Annotated in this window: 12 protein-coding genes; 8 read left to right on the forward strand and 4 right to left on the reverse strand. The window is 69.3% G+C overall.

Annotated features, from left to right (window positions below; translation table 11 throughout):
• The first annotated feature begins 225 nt into the window (after positions 1-225).
• Positions 226-1524 carry a hypothetical protein gene (locus tag G4D83_RS38000; RefSeq protein ID WP_163869813.1) on the forward strand — a complete coding sequence of 433 codons (1299 nt, stop codon included), beginning with the start codon at positions 226-228 and terminating at the stop codon, positions 1522-1524.
• Between the two features lie 268 nt (positions 1525-1792).
• Positions 1793-3583 (forward strand): HEAT repeat domain-containing protein, encoded by a 1791-nt coding sequence (locus G4D83_RS38005; RefSeq protein WP_240357048.1) that lies wholly within the window; start codon positions 1793-1795, stop codon positions 3581-3583.
• Positions 3584-3607: 24 nt separating this feature from the next.
• Here G4D83_RS38005 and G4D83_RS38010 read toward each other — a convergent pair whose 3' ends face one another.
• Positions 3608-5320 carry an HAD-IG family 5'-nucleotidase gene (locus G4D83_RS38010; RefSeq protein WP_163869814.1) on the reverse strand — a complete coding sequence of 571 codons (1713 nt, stop codon included), beginning with the start codon at positions 5318-5320 and terminating at the stop codon, positions 3608-3610.
• Positions 5321-5712: 392 nt separating this feature from the next.
• On the opposite strand from G4D83_RS38010, the gene G4D83_RS38015 reads away from it, so the two are divergent.
• Genes G4D83_RS38015 through G4D83_RS38035 form a run of 5 tightly spaced genes read left to right on the forward strand, consistent with a single transcriptional unit; the run spans position 5713 to position 11946 of the window.
• A complete protein-coding gene (locus tag G4D83_RS38015; RefSeq protein ID WP_205522817.1) occupies positions 5713-7770 on the forward strand; it encodes a serine/threonine protein kinase in 2058 nt (685 codons plus the stop codon).
• A 2-nt stretch (positions 7771-7772) separates the two neighbouring features.
• Positions 7773-8438 carry a response regulator gene (locus G4D83_RS38020; protein ID WP_176436687.1) on the forward strand — a complete coding sequence of 222 codons (666 nt, stop codon included), beginning with the start codon at positions 7773-7775 and terminating at the stop codon, positions 8436-8438.
• Between the two features lie 26 nt (positions 8439-8464).
• A complete protein-coding gene (locus G4D83_RS38025) occupies positions 8465-9784 on the forward strand; it encodes a M16 family metallopeptidase (protein ID WP_163869817.1) in 1320 nt (439 codons plus the stop codon).
• A gap of 9 nt (positions 9785-9793) precedes the next feature.
• Complete coding sequence (locus G4D83_RS38030) at positions 9794-11251, forward strand: M16 family metallopeptidase (protein ID WP_163869818.1); 1458 nt, start codon at positions 9794-9796, stop codon at positions 11249-11251.
• Positions 11248-11946, forward strand: coding sequence for an RluA family pseudouridine synthase (locus G4D83_RS38035; protein WP_163869819.1), 699 nt, complete (start codon positions 11248-11250; stop codon positions 11944-11946). Before G4D83_RS38030 ends, G4D83_RS38035 begins: the two co-directional genes overlap by 4 nt.
• A 12-nt stretch (positions 11947-11958) precedes the next feature.
• Here G4D83_RS38035 and G4D83_RS38040 read toward each other — a convergent pair whose 3' ends face one another.
• From G4D83_RS38040 to G4D83_RS38050, 3 genes are read right to left on the reverse strand one after another with little or no spacing between them, the layout of a single operon-like run.
• The gene (locus tag G4D83_RS38040) at positions 11959-12750 is read right to left on the reverse strand and encodes a hypothetical protein (protein ID WP_163869820.1); all 792 of its coding nucleotides are present in this window, start codon (positions 12748-12750) and stop codon (positions 11959-11961) included.
• The gene (locus G4D83_RS38045) at positions 12747-14135 is read right to left on the reverse strand and encodes a hypothetical protein (protein WP_163869821.1); all 1389 of its coding nucleotides are present in this window, start codon (positions 14133-14135) and stop codon (positions 12747-12749) included. Before G4D83_RS38045 ends, G4D83_RS38040 begins: the two co-directional genes overlap by 4 nt.
• A 40-nt stretch (positions 14136-14175) precedes the next feature.
• Positions 14176-14724 (reverse strand): hypothetical protein, encoded by a 549-nt coding sequence (locus G4D83_RS38050; protein ID WP_163869822.1) that lies wholly within the window; start codon positions 14722-14724, stop codon positions 14176-14178.
• Positions 14725-14922: 198 nt separating this feature from the next.
• Between G4D83_RS38050 and G4D83_RS38055 the strand changes: the two genes are divergently transcribed.
• The gene (locus G4D83_RS38055) at positions 14923-15741 is read left to right on the forward strand and encodes an MlaE family ABC transporter permease (protein ID WP_163869823.1); all 819 of its coding nucleotides are present in this window, start codon (positions 14923-14925) and stop codon (positions 15739-15741) included.
• The last annotated feature ends 7 nt before the right edge of the window (positions 15742-15748 follow it).

Raw genomic sequence — 15748 nt, forward strand, 5'->3', positions numbered from 1 at the left:
AGATGGCGTCAATGACTCAGGGATGTTTTGCATTGCCACGCAGTGAGCCACCAGGACTTGTCGCGACGATGGACCCGGGCGAGTCTCGCCAAACCCATACATAGGTGAAAGCCCTTATATTGACAGACATGTGACGACTCCGCTGGCATGCGCGCGCTGTCGAGGCACGTTGGGATTGCTCAACAGCGTCACACCCCACACAGTTCGCAAGGAGTTGCCCCCGCAATGTCGCGTCCATTCAATGGATTGGCGGTGCTGTTGGCGCTGGTCGCACTGGGCCCCCCAGGCTCGGCGTCCGCGCGTCCCATGTTTTGGCCCAATGATCGGGTCGCGCTCGATGACGGATCCGCCGTGTACGGAGACACGTACACCCTGGATCAGATCTATTCCGAGGTGACCTACGAGAAGTACAGCAACTGCACCGGCGTGTGCCTTTCAGGCATGGAGGCGGGGGATACGGATGCCCACGTCTTCGTGGACGAAGGCGCGGATCCAGAGGCGTCGAACACGACGGAGCCTCCGGGCGTGCAGGTGAACCCCTCCACCGTGGACCCGGCTGGCCAACCCTTCAGCAAGGCATTCCACAAGGACTCAGGATTCGGAAACAGCCTCTTCGGCGCGGGCTACACCATCGACGCGACGTTGAATGGTGTTCCGTCCACACCCTCGACTGGCGCGACGCTCGACGCCGCGGCCGAGGGGAAGATCTGGGCGCAAGCCTTCGGCTCCGGCAAGCAGGATCTGTTGCGTGGCCGAGCCACCGCGAGCGGCCACCAGTCGGGGGCCTTCAACGCGGCGGCGAACGTCTATGTCCTGGGCACACAGATCTACGAGAAGAAGCTGTCGGTGGGCACGCTCACGCTGGTGGACGAAGTGCTCTTCAACCGCGAGTTCATCAAGGCGCAGAAGAGCTTCAACATCATGTTCATCACGGTGACGGTGAAGGCCGCGCTCGCGGGCAATGCCGGCGTCAAGGTGACGGCCTCCGTGGGCCCCACCGCGGCGAAGCTGCTGGCGACTCCCAAGGGTGGCGTCTACGCCACGGCCAGCGCGTCTGCTTCCGTCTTCGTGGTCAGCGTGGGCGTGGAAGGCAGTCTGACGCTCATCGAGGCCTCGCTGCCTGTCAGCGGACAGCTTGTCTCCAGCGGTTGCAGCACGCTGGGCTGGGACCTCAAGTCCTCGTTCTCGGTGACGACCCTCTCCGGGAAGCTGAAGGCCTTCGTGAAGATCAAACTGTTCTTCATCAAGAAGAAGGCCTCCGTCACGGTGGCCTCGTGGAATGGCAACCTGACGGGAAGCACCACGACGTGGAACCTCTACAACGCCACGGGCACCGCGCCGATGTACTTCACGTGCGTGGGCGGCGCTCCGGTGGGAGGGATCTCCACGCTGAACCCCGTGCCCAGTCCTCCCTCGGGTGGCGGAGGGACCACGACCCCACCGCCTGGGCCGGGTGGGGGTGGGGGTGAATGCCTCATGGCCACGGTGGCGGGCGAGGGACTGCGCCCCATGCCCTGCCTCTAGTTCGAAGCAGGCCGCAATGGCCCATGTAGGAGACCGCGCCACGTGACGCGGTCTCCTCGCATCACTCCCGGCGGTGGACCTCGCCGCCGGACTCCCTTCGCTTCCTCCAGGACCTCCCGTGCCCCGTCGCCACTGGCTTACAGCCACTGTCTTCCTCGTCCTCGCCCTGGGACTCGTCGCGCTCCTCGCCAGGAAAGAAGCGTCGCAGCCCCATCCCCCCGCCGAAGTCGCCGTGTCCCCACGTCCCTCGGCACCCATGCCGCCGCCGATGCCTGCTCCGATCCCCACGTCCACGGACCGGTGGCGACGCGCGTGGGTTCCTGGCACGCAGTTCGTCTACACCGTCTCCACCGAGCAGCGGCTCTCGTTCGGTCAGCCCGCCCGGAATGCGCCGCCCACCGTGCGCATGGGCCTGACGGGCGAGCTGAGCCTGGGCGTGGTGGGCGTCCACGGCGACCAGGTGGACCTTCAGGTGTTGGTGCGCGCGGGGAGCATCACCTTCGAGTCCGAGGGACAGGACTCACTGGACGACAAGCGCCGCCCGGAGATGCTCGGCCACCTCCAGCAGCCGTTCTACGTGACGCTCAACGCGCAGGGAGCGGCCTTGGTGACATACTTCGAGTTGGGCGTGAATCCCGTGGCGCAGAACTTCCTGCGCTCGCTCGTCGCGTCGACCCAGTTCGTCATGCCGGATGCGCCCCAGGACACCTGGCAGGCCCAGGAACTGGATGTGACCGGGCAATACGTCGCGGACTACCAGGGCTCCGCCGGCCAGCCCTATGTGAAGTCCAAGGCGCGCTACCTCCGGCTGGCGTCCCCCGAGGGACTGCGCGCGATTGCCGCCTCCGTCCAGGTCGCGACCCGCTCCCGCACGACCATCATCCTGGGGGACGAGCTCTGGCCGAAGTCGCTCGAGGGCCAGGAGCGACTGGAGCTGAACTCGAATGACGGGGCGCCTCCCATCCTGGGCGAGGTCCAGGTATCCCTGCTGCGCACGTCCGTACGTCGCGTGCCCACGCTCATCGGCATGCTCGACGCGAGACGCAAGCACCTGGGGAAGGCGTCGCTGGCCACGCAGGTGTTCGCTCCGGCGGATCCTCGCGAGGAGCTGCGGCGACAGGTCGCGGGCGCCCGGTTGGAGGACCTCGCCGGCAAGCTCCGACAGCTTCCTCGGGAGGAGGGCGCGAATGGACAGGCCACCGCCCAGCTCATGGCGCGACTGAAGGCCCTGTTCCAGTTGGAGCCGGCGTCGGCATTGGCCGTCCCCGGACAGCTCCGAGGCGAGGAGGATCGCAACACCTACAGCAGCATGCTCGGCGCGCTGTCGGCCGCCAGCACGCCCGAGGCGGTCCGAGCCCTGGGCCAGGTCGCGAGCGATGGCACCCTGGCGTTGCCCGTCCGAGTCGATGCAACGGCGGCGCTCGGCGCGGCGGAGGCCCCGACGGCCGAGGGCATCGATGCACTGCGAGCCCTCTCGGGCAGTACCCAACAGGAGCTTCGCGGCACCGCGACGCTGGCCCTGGGCAATGCGACGAGGAACGCCCTGGCCCAGGGAGGGGCGCAGGGAGAATCACTGATGAGGGAGTTGATGCGATCCGTGGCGACCGCGCAGACACCTCAGGCGCGTGCGCTCCAGCTCCGCGCGCTGGCCAACACCGCCGATGTGCGGGTGCTGCCCACGCTCCAGGAAGCGCTGAGAGATCCATCGCCCATCGTCCGCGAGGCGGCGGCGGAGGCGCTGCGACTCATTCCAGGCCCTGACGCGGACCGGATGGTGTCCGCCGTCATGCTGGGCGACATGGCCCCGGAGGTGCGTCGCGCGGCCATCTTCGCGACCAGCTTCCGCGCCCTGGCACCCCAGATTCCGGCCCTGGCGCAGGTGATTCGCCAGGACGCGGTGGAGGCGGTGCGAATCGAAGCAGTGCGCCTGCTCGGAACGAACCTCCGCAACGCTCCGGGCGTCGCGGAGATCCTCGCCTGGGCGGGGCAGAACGACCCGAACAGCGACGTCCGCCACACCGCCATGGCCTTCCTCGGCACCCGCGCACCCGTCCGGTAGCGGGTGCGCGGAGGGGAGGGCGCTTCAGTCCTTCCCAGCGCCCTTGGGCGGCCCTTCTCCACCCATGGGAGACAGTCGCGCGGACAGCGCGCCGGCCTGCTCGTGCGGCATCTGATCTCTCGGCGAGCGGTAGTACTGCATGGGCGAGTGGTGCAGGAAGTTGGAGACGCGGCTCGTGTAGAGGCACGCGTACTGCTCCACCTGGTAGCCGAAGCGGCTGTTCTCGTTGCCTTCCTTGAACAGCAGGCCCCAGTACGGGTTGAAGCCCTCTTCGACGTCCTCCTCCAGCGTGTCGGCGATGCCCGTCGCGTCCTTCAGCGCGCGACGCATCTTGTCCAGCTCCGCCTTCAACAGCCGGCGCTGCTCCTCCACGGACTCGCGATCCTCCGGCGTCAGCGGCTCGCGCTCCAACCGCCGCTCCAGGAGGTTGAGCAGCGTCTTGTGGTGGTTGACCTCGTCGTCCAGGCGCTCGCGGAGGATCTCCATCTGGGTGAGGGTGCCGATCTCCTCGCGCCGCGTGGCGGTGTAGGTGATCTCATCTTCAATCTCCTGCACCACCATGCACGTGCGCCACAGCGACGACTTCTTCGACTTGAGGATGTCGCCGTAGATGTGGTCGCCGACGTACAGGATGTTCTCACCCCGGTAGCCCGTGAGCTCCTCGAAGCGCGCCAGGTTGCCGCCCGAGTATGCCTTCCCCCGGTCCAACGACGTGGCCTCGCCCACGGAGCGACCTTCCTCCGTCGACGTGTCCAGCTCCAGGAACGGCCGGGCATCGGTGAAGAAGCCCGGCTTGCCCGCGGCCGTCACCACGACGTCGAAGTAGTTGCGCCAGCTCGGGTACTCCGGCAACTGCCCGTCCAAGAGGTACTTCATCACCGCGTCCGTGTAGTCCCACGCGGAGTTGGTCAGCAGGAACAACCGCTTGCCGCCCGAGCGCAGCTTGTGCAACGCGGGCCCCAGCTCTGGATCCAGGAACACGTACCGGCCCAGATCCTTGCGCACCTCGCGCTTGAGCGAGTTGTCCCGGTGCACCGCGTCGATGGCCTCGCGGATGTCGTCGTAGAGCTTGCCGTAGTTCACGCTCTGACCCAGCGACTCCAGCAGCTCGATGATGCCCGCGAACAGGCACGTCTCCGGCAGCGCGAACAGCGTGTCGTTCCACGCGAACTGGGGGTTGCGCAGCCGCACGCGCTTGTTGCGGTACAGCTCCCGCTGCACCTCCGACTTCAACGGACGCAGCCCGTGGTACGCGCGGCCCACGTGGCCGAAGCGGTCCATCTTGAGGATGTTTCCGTTGAGGCGGTCCACCGCGAGCCCGCGCATCACGAAATGGTGGTCGTAGAGCAGGTTCCCCACCAGCGGAGGGTAGTGGTACTCGCTGATGAGCTTGGCCAGCGTCATGTCGAACGACAGCTGCTCCAGCCGGCGCATGTGGTAGATGGCCAGCGTGTAGTCCATGTCGAAGCCGATCAACTCGACGCCGGACATGCGCAGGTTGCGATTGACGAAGACCTCACGCGCCCTCGGCACGGTGTCCCGGGTGGGGGCACGCGGCGTGGTGAGCAGTCGCGTCAGCGCCTCGTCGTCGAGGAGTTGCTGGGCGTGCTGGGCCGCTGACTCCGCGCGCGCGCGGTTCAGAGGTGAACGAAAGCTCCCATGCAGCGGGTCCGGAGAGGGCCCGCCGGGGATCGGACGGAAGGGGGACAGGGTTGGAGCCACGGGACGTCCACACATAACACGCGTACGTGTCCGCGGCTCGGTCCTTGAGGGCCCAGGACGGGCATGGCACGCTCTTGGACCGCGATGCGTTCGCCCGTTCGACGTCAGCCCTCGGAGACTCCCGAGGAAGTCCATGCGCGCCTGGCCACCCGGGTCGCCGCGCTCGAGGACCGGGTGCGACGCCTGGAGGCACGGCTTCGCGCCGCGGCTCCTCGTCCTGGCGCGGGCCCGCGGAGCACTGCTTCCGGGCGAGCGGCCGAGCCCTCGACGACGGTGTCCCGGCGAGCGCGCCCGCGCTGCCCGGGCTGTACCCTGGAGCTGCCACCAGGCCGACGCGGCGAGTCGTGCGTCTGGTGTGGCTTCGTCTTTTCCGCAGTGACTCGCCGCCGCCCGGCGCGAAAGAAGCGATGAGCGCCACGTATCGTCTGACGGGTCGAATCGAGACCGGAGAGCTGGCGGAGCTCTACGAAGCCATCCAGGCCCCTTCGGCCGAGGTGGTGGTGAAGCTCTTCCACCCCAAGACGTCGGACCCCGCCTACGCGCTGGACCTGGCCGAGACGACCCGCCTGCTCCAGTCCGTGCGCCACCCGGGCATCCTCCACGTCATCGACATGGGCGTGGCGCGTCAGCGGCTCGCCGTGGTGCGCGAGGACGTGGACGGCGCGCTCCTGGGCACCGCGCTCCAGCGCCTCCACACCAAGGAGGTCGTCCTCCCGTCGGCGGTCGCCCTCTACATCATCATCCAGTTGCTGGACGCCGTGCAGCACGCGCACGACGCGGGCGTCCTCCACGGGGCCATCACTCCGGGCAACGTGGTGCTGAGCCGCAATGGCCTGCCCGCCATCTGTGACTTCGGCGCGATGCGCGCGCTGCTGGCGGTGCCGCAGCTGCGCAAGTCCTTCGCGGGCCGGGGCCGTGGGACGTACCGAGCGCCCGAAGTCACGCGCGGAGAGGACGCCACGGAGTCCTCCGACGTGTACTCGCTGGGGGCCATCGCCTACGAGCTGCTCACGCAGCGCGAGCCGGTGATTCCCGGCAGCGGCGTCTCCACCCGCCGCAGCGAGGGACTGCCTCCGCCCAGCCGGTTGGACCGCCGCATCAACGCCCGGTTGGATCCGCTGGTGCTCCGCGCGCTGGAGCCCAACGCGGGGCGGCGGTTCCGCTCCTGCGCGGAGTTCTCGAACGCACTGCGCAACTTCCTCTCCGCCAGCGGCGGCATGCCGGGCGCGGATGACGTGCGCCGCTTCGTCACCGAGCTGTTCCCCAACGAGGTCAGCATCGCGAGCCTCGCGGCCCCGCCGTTCAAGGAGCCCTTCTCGCTGGAGGCCATCTCCGGCGCGGAGATGGATGACCTGGGCCTGGGCGCCGAGGAGCCCGAGGCATCCATCGTCCAGCGCACGCCCTACAGCCGCGCGCTCAGCGAGACGGAGGCCCGCGCGGAGACCGTGGAGTCGACGCCCGGCTTCGAGGAGTACCGGCCGGAGGACTACGAGCCGGATATCGCTCCGTCCGCCGCGAGCGCTCCGGAGTCCGAGGCGCGCCTGCCTGAAGGAGACTGGACGGAGGGGACGCGGAGCGCCGAGGTCGAGCAGAGCTGGGAAGCGCCTCCGGGCGCCGCTCCCGCCAAGCCGCGCCGTCCCTATGGCGCCCAGGGTGGCGGAGCGGGGCAGGGGGCCGCGCGTCCTCAGGCTCGCAATCCGCGCATGCGTGTGATGGAGGACTTCTCTTCACCGAGCCCTCCCGCCGACGATGACGAGGAGTTCTCCGTCGCGGGCCGCCGCTCCGCCGCCCGCGCCAAACGCGCGCCGCCCGTGGAGAAGGGGCCGCGCACGCTGGCGGACCCGATCCCCGCGGTGGCCCACCCGGGACAGCGCGACGACATCGCGATGCCGCCGCCTTCCGCGCCCGCGCTCCCCGCGCAGCAACTCCCTCGGGTGAACACCCAGCAGGCGCGGAGCATCCGCGAGACGGAGCATCGCCGCGGGAGGCTGGTCGCCATCGCGGGAGTGCTGGCGCTCGTCGGACTCACCACCTTTGTCATCGCCGCGTGGCGCCTGGGCGGCGAGACGCCCCAGGAGCCGGAGACGCCCGCCGACGTCCTCGTCCTCCCGCCGGACCCGACGCCGATTGCCCGCCCCGCGGCACCGCCCCCGAAGGCCACAGCCCCTCGCGCGCCGGAGCCTCGGGAGGAGCTGGAGGAGACGGTCGTCTCGCTCAACAAGCCCCCCGCCAAGGTGCGCGGCTACCTGACCGTCGAGTCCAACATCCCCGCGAAGGTGTTCCTCGATGGTGACCTCATCAGCCGCACGACGCCCGTGAAGCGCTACCCGGTGCGCACCGGCTCCTACGAGGTCTTGATGATCGCGCTGTCGACCGGTGAGGTGAAGAAGACGCCGGTCCGCATTGTGAAGGGAAAGACCCACGAAGTGCACGTGCTGGACTTCCGCGTGCCCCCCCGACGGTGACCATGGACCGCACTCGCATCTTCGTCGTCGAGGACCAGCCGCAGCTGCTCAAGAACCTGCTCAAGGTGCTGAGCACGTTCGACGAGCTGGAAGTCGTGGGCAGCAGCCAGGAGGGCGAGTCCGCGGTGGAGGACATCGTCCGCCTCCGGCCGCAGCTCGTGCTGCTGGATTTGGAGCTGCCGGGCATCAACGGCATCCAGGTGACGCAGAAGGTGAAGCGCCGGGCGCCGGAGGTGGAGATCCTCATCCTCACCTCGTTCGACGACGAGCAGAAGGTCTACGAGGCCATCCAGGCCGGCGCGTCCGGCTACCTGGTGAAGCGCGTGGGCCCGGAGAAGATTCGCGCCGGCATCCACGAGGTGATGGCGGGTGGCACCGTGCTGGAAGCCATCATCGCCCGTCGCTTCTGGAACTACTTCCAGTCCATCCAGGGCAAGCCCGCCACGCCCGAGAAGAAGGCGGACAACCCCTGGAAGCTGACGCCCACCGAGTTCGAGGTGCTGGGCTACGTGGCCAAGGGACTGTCCAACGCGGAGGTGGGCCACGTGATGACGCTGGAGCGCCGCACCGTCCGGACACACCTGTCACATATCTACCGGAAGATGGGCGTCAACTCTCACGTGGAAGCCGTCGTGATGGCCCTGCGTGAAGGTGTCGTGGACCTGTAGCCCCGCCCTGTATACGTTGGGGGCCTATGCGCAAGGCTTCCCCGAAGACCCCCGCTCCCGCCCGCGCCGCGGACCCCGCCCTCCAGTCCCTGTTCGACGTGCACGAGGCCACGCTTCCCAATGGCCTCCAGGTGCGACTGCTCGCCAACCACCTGGCCCCCGTCGTCAGCCTCTACACCTTCTTCAACGTGGGCAGCCGCAACGAGCGCCCCGGAATCACCGGCATCAGCCACCTCTTCGAGCACATGATGTTCAACGGGGCCAAGAAGTACGGCCCCAAGATGTTCGACAAGACGCTGGAGTCCAACGGCGGCAGCTCCAACGCGTACACGTCCCACGACATGACGGTGTACTACGACGACTTCGCCTCCGACGCGCTGGAGACGGTGCTGGATTTGGAGTCGGACCGGATGCGCTCGCTGCGCATCTCCCAGGAGATGCTGACCAGCGAGCGCGAGGTGGTGAAGGAAGAGCGCAGCGTCCGCATGGACAACGACATCGGCGGGATGATGGGCGAGGAGCTGGACTCGCTCGTCTACAAGGCGCACGCGTACCGCTGGCCGGTGATTGGATGGCTGGCCGATATCGAAAACATCTCCCGCGAGGACTGCCAGGCGTACTTCCGCACCTACTACGCCCCCAACAACGCGATGCTCTACATCGCGGGTGACATCGACCCGAAGAAGACGCTGGCGCTGGTGCGCCGCTACTACGGCGACATCCCCCGAGGCCCCGCGCCGCTGCCCGTCATCAACGCGGAGCCCGAGCAGCGCGGTGAGCGCCGCGCCACCGTGCGCCACCCCGCGCAGTCTCCGGCGGTGATGATCGGCTACCGGGGTCCGGCGGCGCGCGACGAGGACACGCTGGCCCTGGACGTGGCGCAGTACGTGCTCACGAAGGGGGAGGGCAGCCGCCTCACCCGCTCCATGGTGTACGAGCAGAAGGTGGTGGTGGGCGTGGGCCTCGACTGGGGCTGGCGCATCGACCCCGGCACCGTCCTCTTCTTCCTGGAGCTCAAGCCGGGCGCGGACCCGCAGAAGGCGGAGGCCTCGCTGTACACGGAGCTGGAGAAGCTGGCGCGCGACGGAATCACGGACCGCGAGCTCCAGAAGGCGCTCAACAACCTGCGCTCGGACCACCTGCGCGAGCTGGGCACCAACAACGGCCGCGCGCATGCCATGGGCAACTACGAGGCGTTGCTGGGCGACTGGCGTCACGTCCTCACGCTGCCCTCGGCCTATGCCGCCGTGACGAGCGAGCAGGTGAAGGCCGCCGTCGCGAAGTACCTCCTCCCCGAGCGGCGCTCCGTCGTGACGCTGCTGCCCGCGCCTTCCGCAGAAAGCTGATTGCCTCCCATGGCCTCCCGCAAGAAGAGCCGAACCCCGAAGTCCTCCCCCCGCCGCGCCGCGAAGAAGCCGGCGGCCCGGGCCACGAAGTCCGCGCCTCGCAAGACGGCCTCTCGCAAGGCCGCGCCCGTCACCAGTTCGGCCAGCCGCGCCCTGGTGTTCCCCACGTTGCACGAGAGCCTCACCTCCAGCGGGCTGCGGGTGGTCGCCGCCGAGCGCGGCCCTTTGCCCATGGTCTCCATGCGGCTGGTGATTCGCGCCGGCAGCGCCACGGACCTCGCGGGCAAGCACGGCATCGCGGACTTCGCGGGCCGGCTGCTGCGCCGGGGCACGCGCCGCCTGAGCGCGGAGGCCATCGACGAGGCCGTGGAGTTCGTCGGCGCCAGCCTGGGCGTGGGCGTGGGCGAGGACACCCTGTCCGTCGCCATCACCACCCCGGCCGAGCACTTCGCGCAGATGCTGGGCATCATGGGCCAGCTCGTGAAGGAGCCCAGCTTCCCGGAGTCGGAAGTGGTGGACGCGCGCGAGCGGGCGCTGGCCCAGTTCGCCAATGATTTGGACGAGCCGTCCGTCATCGCCGACCGGGCCCTGGTCCAGGCGCTGTGGGGGAATCATCCCTACGGGCACGACGTGAGCGGCTCGGCGAAGACGGTGGCGACCTTCACGCGGGACGACGTGGTCCGCTTCCACCAGCAGCGCATGGGGCCGAAGGTCGCCATGCTGGTGGTGGTGGGCTCGGTGGACCCCAAGCGCGTGGCCGCCGCGGCCGAGGAGGCCTTCGCCGGTTGGACGGGCGGCCCCGATGCGCCCCTGGTCATCCCGCCGCTGGCCAAGGTGGCGAAGGCCGGCAAGGTCATCGTGGTGGACAAGCCGGACCAGACGCAGTCGCAGGTGCGCATGGGCGGCCCGGGCTACCGCACGGGCCACGAGGACTACTTTCCGTCCACCGCGATGAACGTGGCCCTGGGCGGCGGCTTCACGTCGCGCCTGATGAACGAGGTCCGCGTCAACCGGGGCCTCACGTACGGCATCGGCTGCTGGTTCGACGCGATGAGCGCCGCGGGCATCTTCGCGCTGTCGACCTTCACCAAGACGGAGTCGACGCGGGAGATCATCGACGTGTCACTGGCGGAGATCGCCAAGATGCGCGACTCCGGAATCAAGCCGGGCGAGCTGCGGGATGCGCAGGCGTACATGGGCGGCCTCTACCCGCTGCGCACCGAGACGAACGAGTCCATCGCCAGCAGCATCGCCGACATCCGCCTGAACGGGCTCGGTGATGACTGGGTGGTGAACTTCCGCGACAGGCTGCGCGCGGTGACGCCGAAGCAGGTGGCCGCGGTGGCGAAGAAGTACTGCTTCGCCGAGCCGCCCACCATCGTCGTGCTGGGCAAGGCGGACGCGGTGAAGAAGCAGCTTCGCGGGCTCGGCCCCATCTCCGTGGTGCAGGCCTCGGAGTACGAGTGACGGAGGTTCGCATCCTCTTCGAAGGGGGAGGACTGCTGGTGGTGGACAAGCCGCCCGGGGTGCCGGTCATCCCCGGGCGTGATGGCGGCCCCTCCCTGAGGGACGCGCTGGAGACGCAGCGCGGGCAGAAAGTCTTCGTGGTGCATCGGTTGGATCGCGACACGTCCGGCGCGCTCGTCTTCGCGCTGGACGCCCAGGTGCACCGCTCGCTCTCCGTGGCCTTCGAGGGCGGCAAGGTGCGCAAGCGCTACGTGGCGCTGGTGGAGGGACGCATCGATGCGCCCGCCCTCGTGGACGCGCCGCTGGTGGCCGCTCGCAAGGGCCGCATGCGCGTGGCCCGTCCCGGAGAAGCGGACGCGAAGGCGTCCCGCACCCGCGTGAGGCCGGTGGAGAGCTTTGACGCCGCCACGCTGGTGGAGGCCGAGCCGCTCACCGGGCGCACGCACCAGATTCGCGTGCACCTGCTCTCGTTGGGACACCCGCTGCTCCTGGACCACCAGTACGGCCGGGACACCCCATGGCTCGAGAAGGAGCTGGGAGGGCAGGGGGACGCCGTCGTCCTCGCGCGCACGCCGCTGCATGCCGCGCGCGTGGAGTGGCCCGCGCTGCCCGGTGTGGAGGCCCGCGCGGTGGAGGCGCCCCTGCCGCCGGACATGAGCCGCGTCCGGGAGCTGCTGCGCCTCACGCTGGCCTGACGACGACGCGGGTTACTTCACCCTGAAGCTGTTGGACGTGCCCTTGACGCCGAAGCGGTCCGTCACCGTCAGCGTCACGTTGGCGCCCTGGGCGTTCACGGAGATGGACTGTGCGCAGACGCCCGCGACGAACATGTCCAGGGAGGTGGGGCTGACGCCGCCGTTGGAGCTGCTCACGGTGAGGTCCAGCTTGTCCTCGAACTCCTCCGCGCGCGGGCCCAGCGCGCGCACCGTGACGACGAAGGGCTGGCCCCGGGTCTGCTCCGGCACCACGTCGAACTCGAAGCCGGTGATGTCGCCTTCCTTCATCGGCGTGCCTGGAGTCGGACCGCCGTCCGGCGCGGAGGTGCCCCCGTCGACCTCAGGACCACCATCCGCGACGAAGATGCCCCCGTCGGGCACCTCCTCGACACCTCCATCCTCGTCGAGGACGACCTCCTCGATGACGGTGAAGCCGTCCACGCGGAGCGCCTCGCGCCCATCCGCCAGGACGACGCGGACATCGTGCGTGCCCGGCTCAAGTCCCGAAGGCACGTCCGCGGAGAGCGTGCCCTCCGCATCCAAGTCACGCAGAGGGGCTTCCACTTCACCGAACCACAGCCGCACGCCGGTCCCCGCGCTCGCCTCCTGCCGCGAGTAGTCCACGCGGATGGGGAACACCACGTCGAGCGTCACGCGGATGGTGCCGAGATAGCCGACATGGGCCTCCTGCGGACTCACCGAGCGGATGGTGGGCGCGGGGAGCACCGCGCTCGAGCCGCAGGCCGACAACAGCAGCGCGAGGAGCACGGTGAGGCGCGTCATGGCTCGAACCTCATTCCCAGCAACGCGGACACACCGCCGAGCTGCGCATCCAGCAGGGGCGTGCTCGCCGGTGCCCAGGCGCCCCGCAGCTCTCCCAGCGCGCTCCAGCGCCCGAATCGGTACGCGCCCTGGATGGCCAGAAACCCCATGCCCGAAAGCTTGCTCTCTTTCACCTCCGCCTGGAAGTCACTGCGGAGTCGATGGCGGAAAGGCGCCAGTCCTCCTCCTGCTCGGCCGTACAGGGTGAACGCCGCGACTTGGAGCACCTCCGCGCGCACCGACACGAGAAGGGGCACCGCCAGCACCCGCGAGCGCACCGCGCCCAACGCGCCCACCGTCCCGTTGAACGTCGCGCCCCGCACGCCCACCTCGAGCTCCGCGGCGAGCCTGCCGCTCCACCACGGCGAGGCCACCGACCCGCCCAGCACGCCGAAGGGCCCCGTGTTGTCGCCGCTCGCGAACGAGGCACCCGCGAGCACGTGAAGCGCCGGACGCCACATGACGACAGGCGCGACGACGACGGGCGGCGCGGGCACCACCGGCGGCGCCGCGGCCACGGGCGCGCGCTTCACCTCGGCCCGGGTGCGGGCCTCGTCCGTGCCAGGCGAGTGGACGACCGCGGTGACGGCGGTGGCCTGGGGCTCGGGGATGATTCGGAAGCGCGCGACGTCGGCGTCTCCCGGCACGGGCTCGAACCGGGCGCCGTCGACGGACAGGCTCAGCGTGTCCACGTCGATGGGGCCGTCTCCAGCGACAAACAACCACCCTCCGTCAGAGGGGAGGGGAACCGGCGTGAGCACCACCACGCGGGGGCTCGCGTGGGGCGCATCCAGGGGCGTGGCCGCGTCCGTGCGCAGCTCGCCTCGGGTGGCGAGGACGCGCGCGGAGGCGACGCCGGGAGGAACCTCCACCGGAACGCGAGCCTTGCCCCGGGCATCCGCCTGGATGGGGCCGAAGCGCTTGTCCCCGAGAAGCACTTCGACGGTGGCGCCAGGCGCGGTGACCACGTCGAGCGTCGTCTGGCCGAGCAGCGCGAGCCGGAACAGCGTCACCTGGGGAGGGCCGTCACCGGCCTCGACCCAGAACGCGAACACCGCCACCAGGGGATATCGGACGGGAGGCGGCGTCCAGCGGAAGATGCGTCGGGCGCCTCCGTCCAGGCGCTCCTCGGAGAACCGGCCCGAGGAAGCCACGGCTCGCACCGGCCCCGCGCCCGAGGGCACGCGGACCTCCAACGCGACGGCCGTGTCCCGCCCGAGGACGACACGGGCCGGGGTGACGAGCACCTCCAACCCGGAGTCCTGGGGCTCCGCCGCCATGGCCGTCGTAGCGACCAGGGCCAGCAGCACGAGGAACGTCGGGAAGGGCGGCGGGCGGGTGCGCACGAGCAGTACCGCCAGACTTCACCCTCCCAGCGGACCTCGGTCAATCCCCGTTGACAGGGGATTCCCCGACAGGCGCGTCCGCGGGGGCATCCGAGGGAGCGAGCTGGGGCTTGTCCGCGGGGCCGGTGACCTGCCGGACGGGCGGGCTGAAGGCCGGCTTCTCCGAGGGGGCGCCGCCACGGCCGTGCACCAGCGTCTTGGTGTCGGTGCGGAAGGTGAGGTCCACCTTGTCTCCCCGCACCGCCGTCACCAGCCCCACGCCGAACGTCGGGTGCTGGATGACCTGATCCACGCTGTACGTGTCCTTCGGGCTGTAGCGAGGCGCGTTGGCGACGTCCTTGCCCGCGAGCTGCTCCTCGAAGGAGATGATGATCTTCTCCGCCTTGGACAGGCCAGAGGACCGGCGCGGGGCCGGAGCGGGGCGGTCCGTCGTGCCCGGGGCGCCTCGGTAGGCGTGGTCCCCGTTGCAGGTGTTGCAGCGCACCCGAGCGATCTTCGTTCCCACAATCGCCAGGATGATGTGCGCGAGGGTGAGCTTGCAGCGGGTGCAGTATGCGTCCACCTCGCCGCCGACCTTATGAGTTGCCATGTTCGTCTGAGTTCTCGGCCCGGTGCGCCTCGCGGGCACCGGGCTTGGAAAGAAAGGGGCGCGGAACATAAACGCATCGCTCCGAAGTGAGGTAGTCCCTTCGTCGCCCGCCCGCCTGGTGACGTAGCACTGAGGCCGGGGAGGGAACACTTCGCTTGTGCCCTCCATCGGGTCACGTAAGAGTAGGCGTCTGAGCGCATGACCACGCAGACCCCCAGCAAGCCGGCCCCCCCCGAGCCCGGGATCCTCGCCCAGTCGGTGGCCAGCTTCGGCAAGGGCCTCATCGACGTCGTCAGCACCATTGGCGGCGTCGTGACGCTCGCCTTCGACGTGGCCCGCTGGAGCGTCAGGCGCCCTTTTCGCCTCCAGAACCTGTTCGCCCAGCTGGACTTCGTGGGGGTGGGCTCCATCTTCATCGTCGGCCTGACGGGCCTGTTCACCGGCATGGTGTTCGCCCTCCAGACGTCGGAGGCCTTCGCGCTCTTCGACGCGGAGAGCCTGGTGGGCCCCACGGTGGCGCTGACGCTGACGCGCGAGTTGGCGGCGGTGTTCTCCGCGCTGATGGTCACCATGCGCGCCGGCTCCGCCATGTGCACGGAGCTGGGCACCATGCGCGTCACCGAGCAGGTGGACGCGCTGGAGACCATGGCCGTCAACCCGGTGCAGTACCTGCTGGTGCCGCGCGTCCTGGCCGGGCTGTTCATGGTCCCCATGCTGACCATCCTGTTCAGCACCGCCGGCATGTCGGGCGCCTACTTCGTCGCGGTGGGCGGGCTGGGCATCTCCCCGGGCACCTTCCTGACGCGCACCCAGCAGTGGCTGGAGCCCATCGACATCTACGAGGGCGTCATCAAGGGCGCCGTGTTCGGCGTCTCCGTGGCGCTCATCTGTTGCTACAAGGGCTTCAACGCGTCTGGCGGTGCCAAGGGCGTGGGTCAGGCGACGACCGAGGCGATGGTGGCCAGCGCGCTGTCCATCTTCATCCTCGATTTCATCGTGGGCGTCGTGATGCACTGATGGCTGC

Origin of the sequence: Myxococcus eversor (assembly GCF_010894455.1) — a bacterium.
GTDB lineage: Bacteria > Myxococcota > Myxococcia > Myxococcales > Myxococcaceae > Myxococcus > Myxococcus eversor.

Excerpts from the sequence above, each read along its gene's own strand:
- G4D83_RS38000 (WP_163869813.1), top strand. The coding sequence starts at position 226 with ATGTCGCGTCCATTCAATGGATTGGCGGTGCTGTTGGCGCTGGTCGCA.
- G4D83_RS38005 (WP_240357048.1), top strand. The coding sequence starts at position 1,793 with ATGCCTGCTCCGATCCCCACGTCCACGGACCGGTGGCGACGCGCGTGG.
- G4D83_RS38010 (WP_163869814.1), bottom strand. The coding sequence starts at position 5,320 with ATGTGTGGACGTCCCGTGGCTCCAACCCTGTCCCCCTTCCGTCCGATC.
- G4D83_RS38015 (WP_205522817.1), top strand. The coding sequence starts at position 5,713 with ATGAGCGCCACGTATCGTCTGACGGGTCGAATCGAGACCGGAGAGCTG.
- G4D83_RS38020 (WP_176436687.1), top strand. The coding sequence starts at position 7,773 with ATGGACCGCACTCGCATCTTCGTCGTCGAGGACCAGCCGCAGCTGCTC.
- G4D83_RS38025 (WP_163869817.1), top strand. The coding sequence starts at position 8,465 with ATGCGCAAGGCTTCCCCGAAGACCCCCGCTCCCGCCCGCGCCGCGGAC.
- G4D83_RS38030 (WP_163869818.1), top strand. The coding sequence starts at position 9,794 with ATGGCCTCCCGCAAGAAGAGCCGAACCCCGAAGTCCTCCCCCCGCCGC.
- G4D83_RS38040 (WP_163869820.1), bottom strand. The coding sequence starts at position 12,750 with ATGACGCGCCTCACCGTGCTCCTCGCGCTGCTGTTGTCGGCCTGCGGC.
- G4D83_RS38050 (WP_163869822.1), bottom strand. The coding sequence starts at position 14,724 with ATGGCAACTCATAAGGTCGGCGGCGAGGTGGACGCATACTGCACCCGC.
- G4D83_RS38055 (WP_163869823.1), top strand. The coding sequence starts at position 14,923 with ATGACCACGCAGACCCCCAGCAAGCCGGCCCCCCCCGAGCCCGGGATC.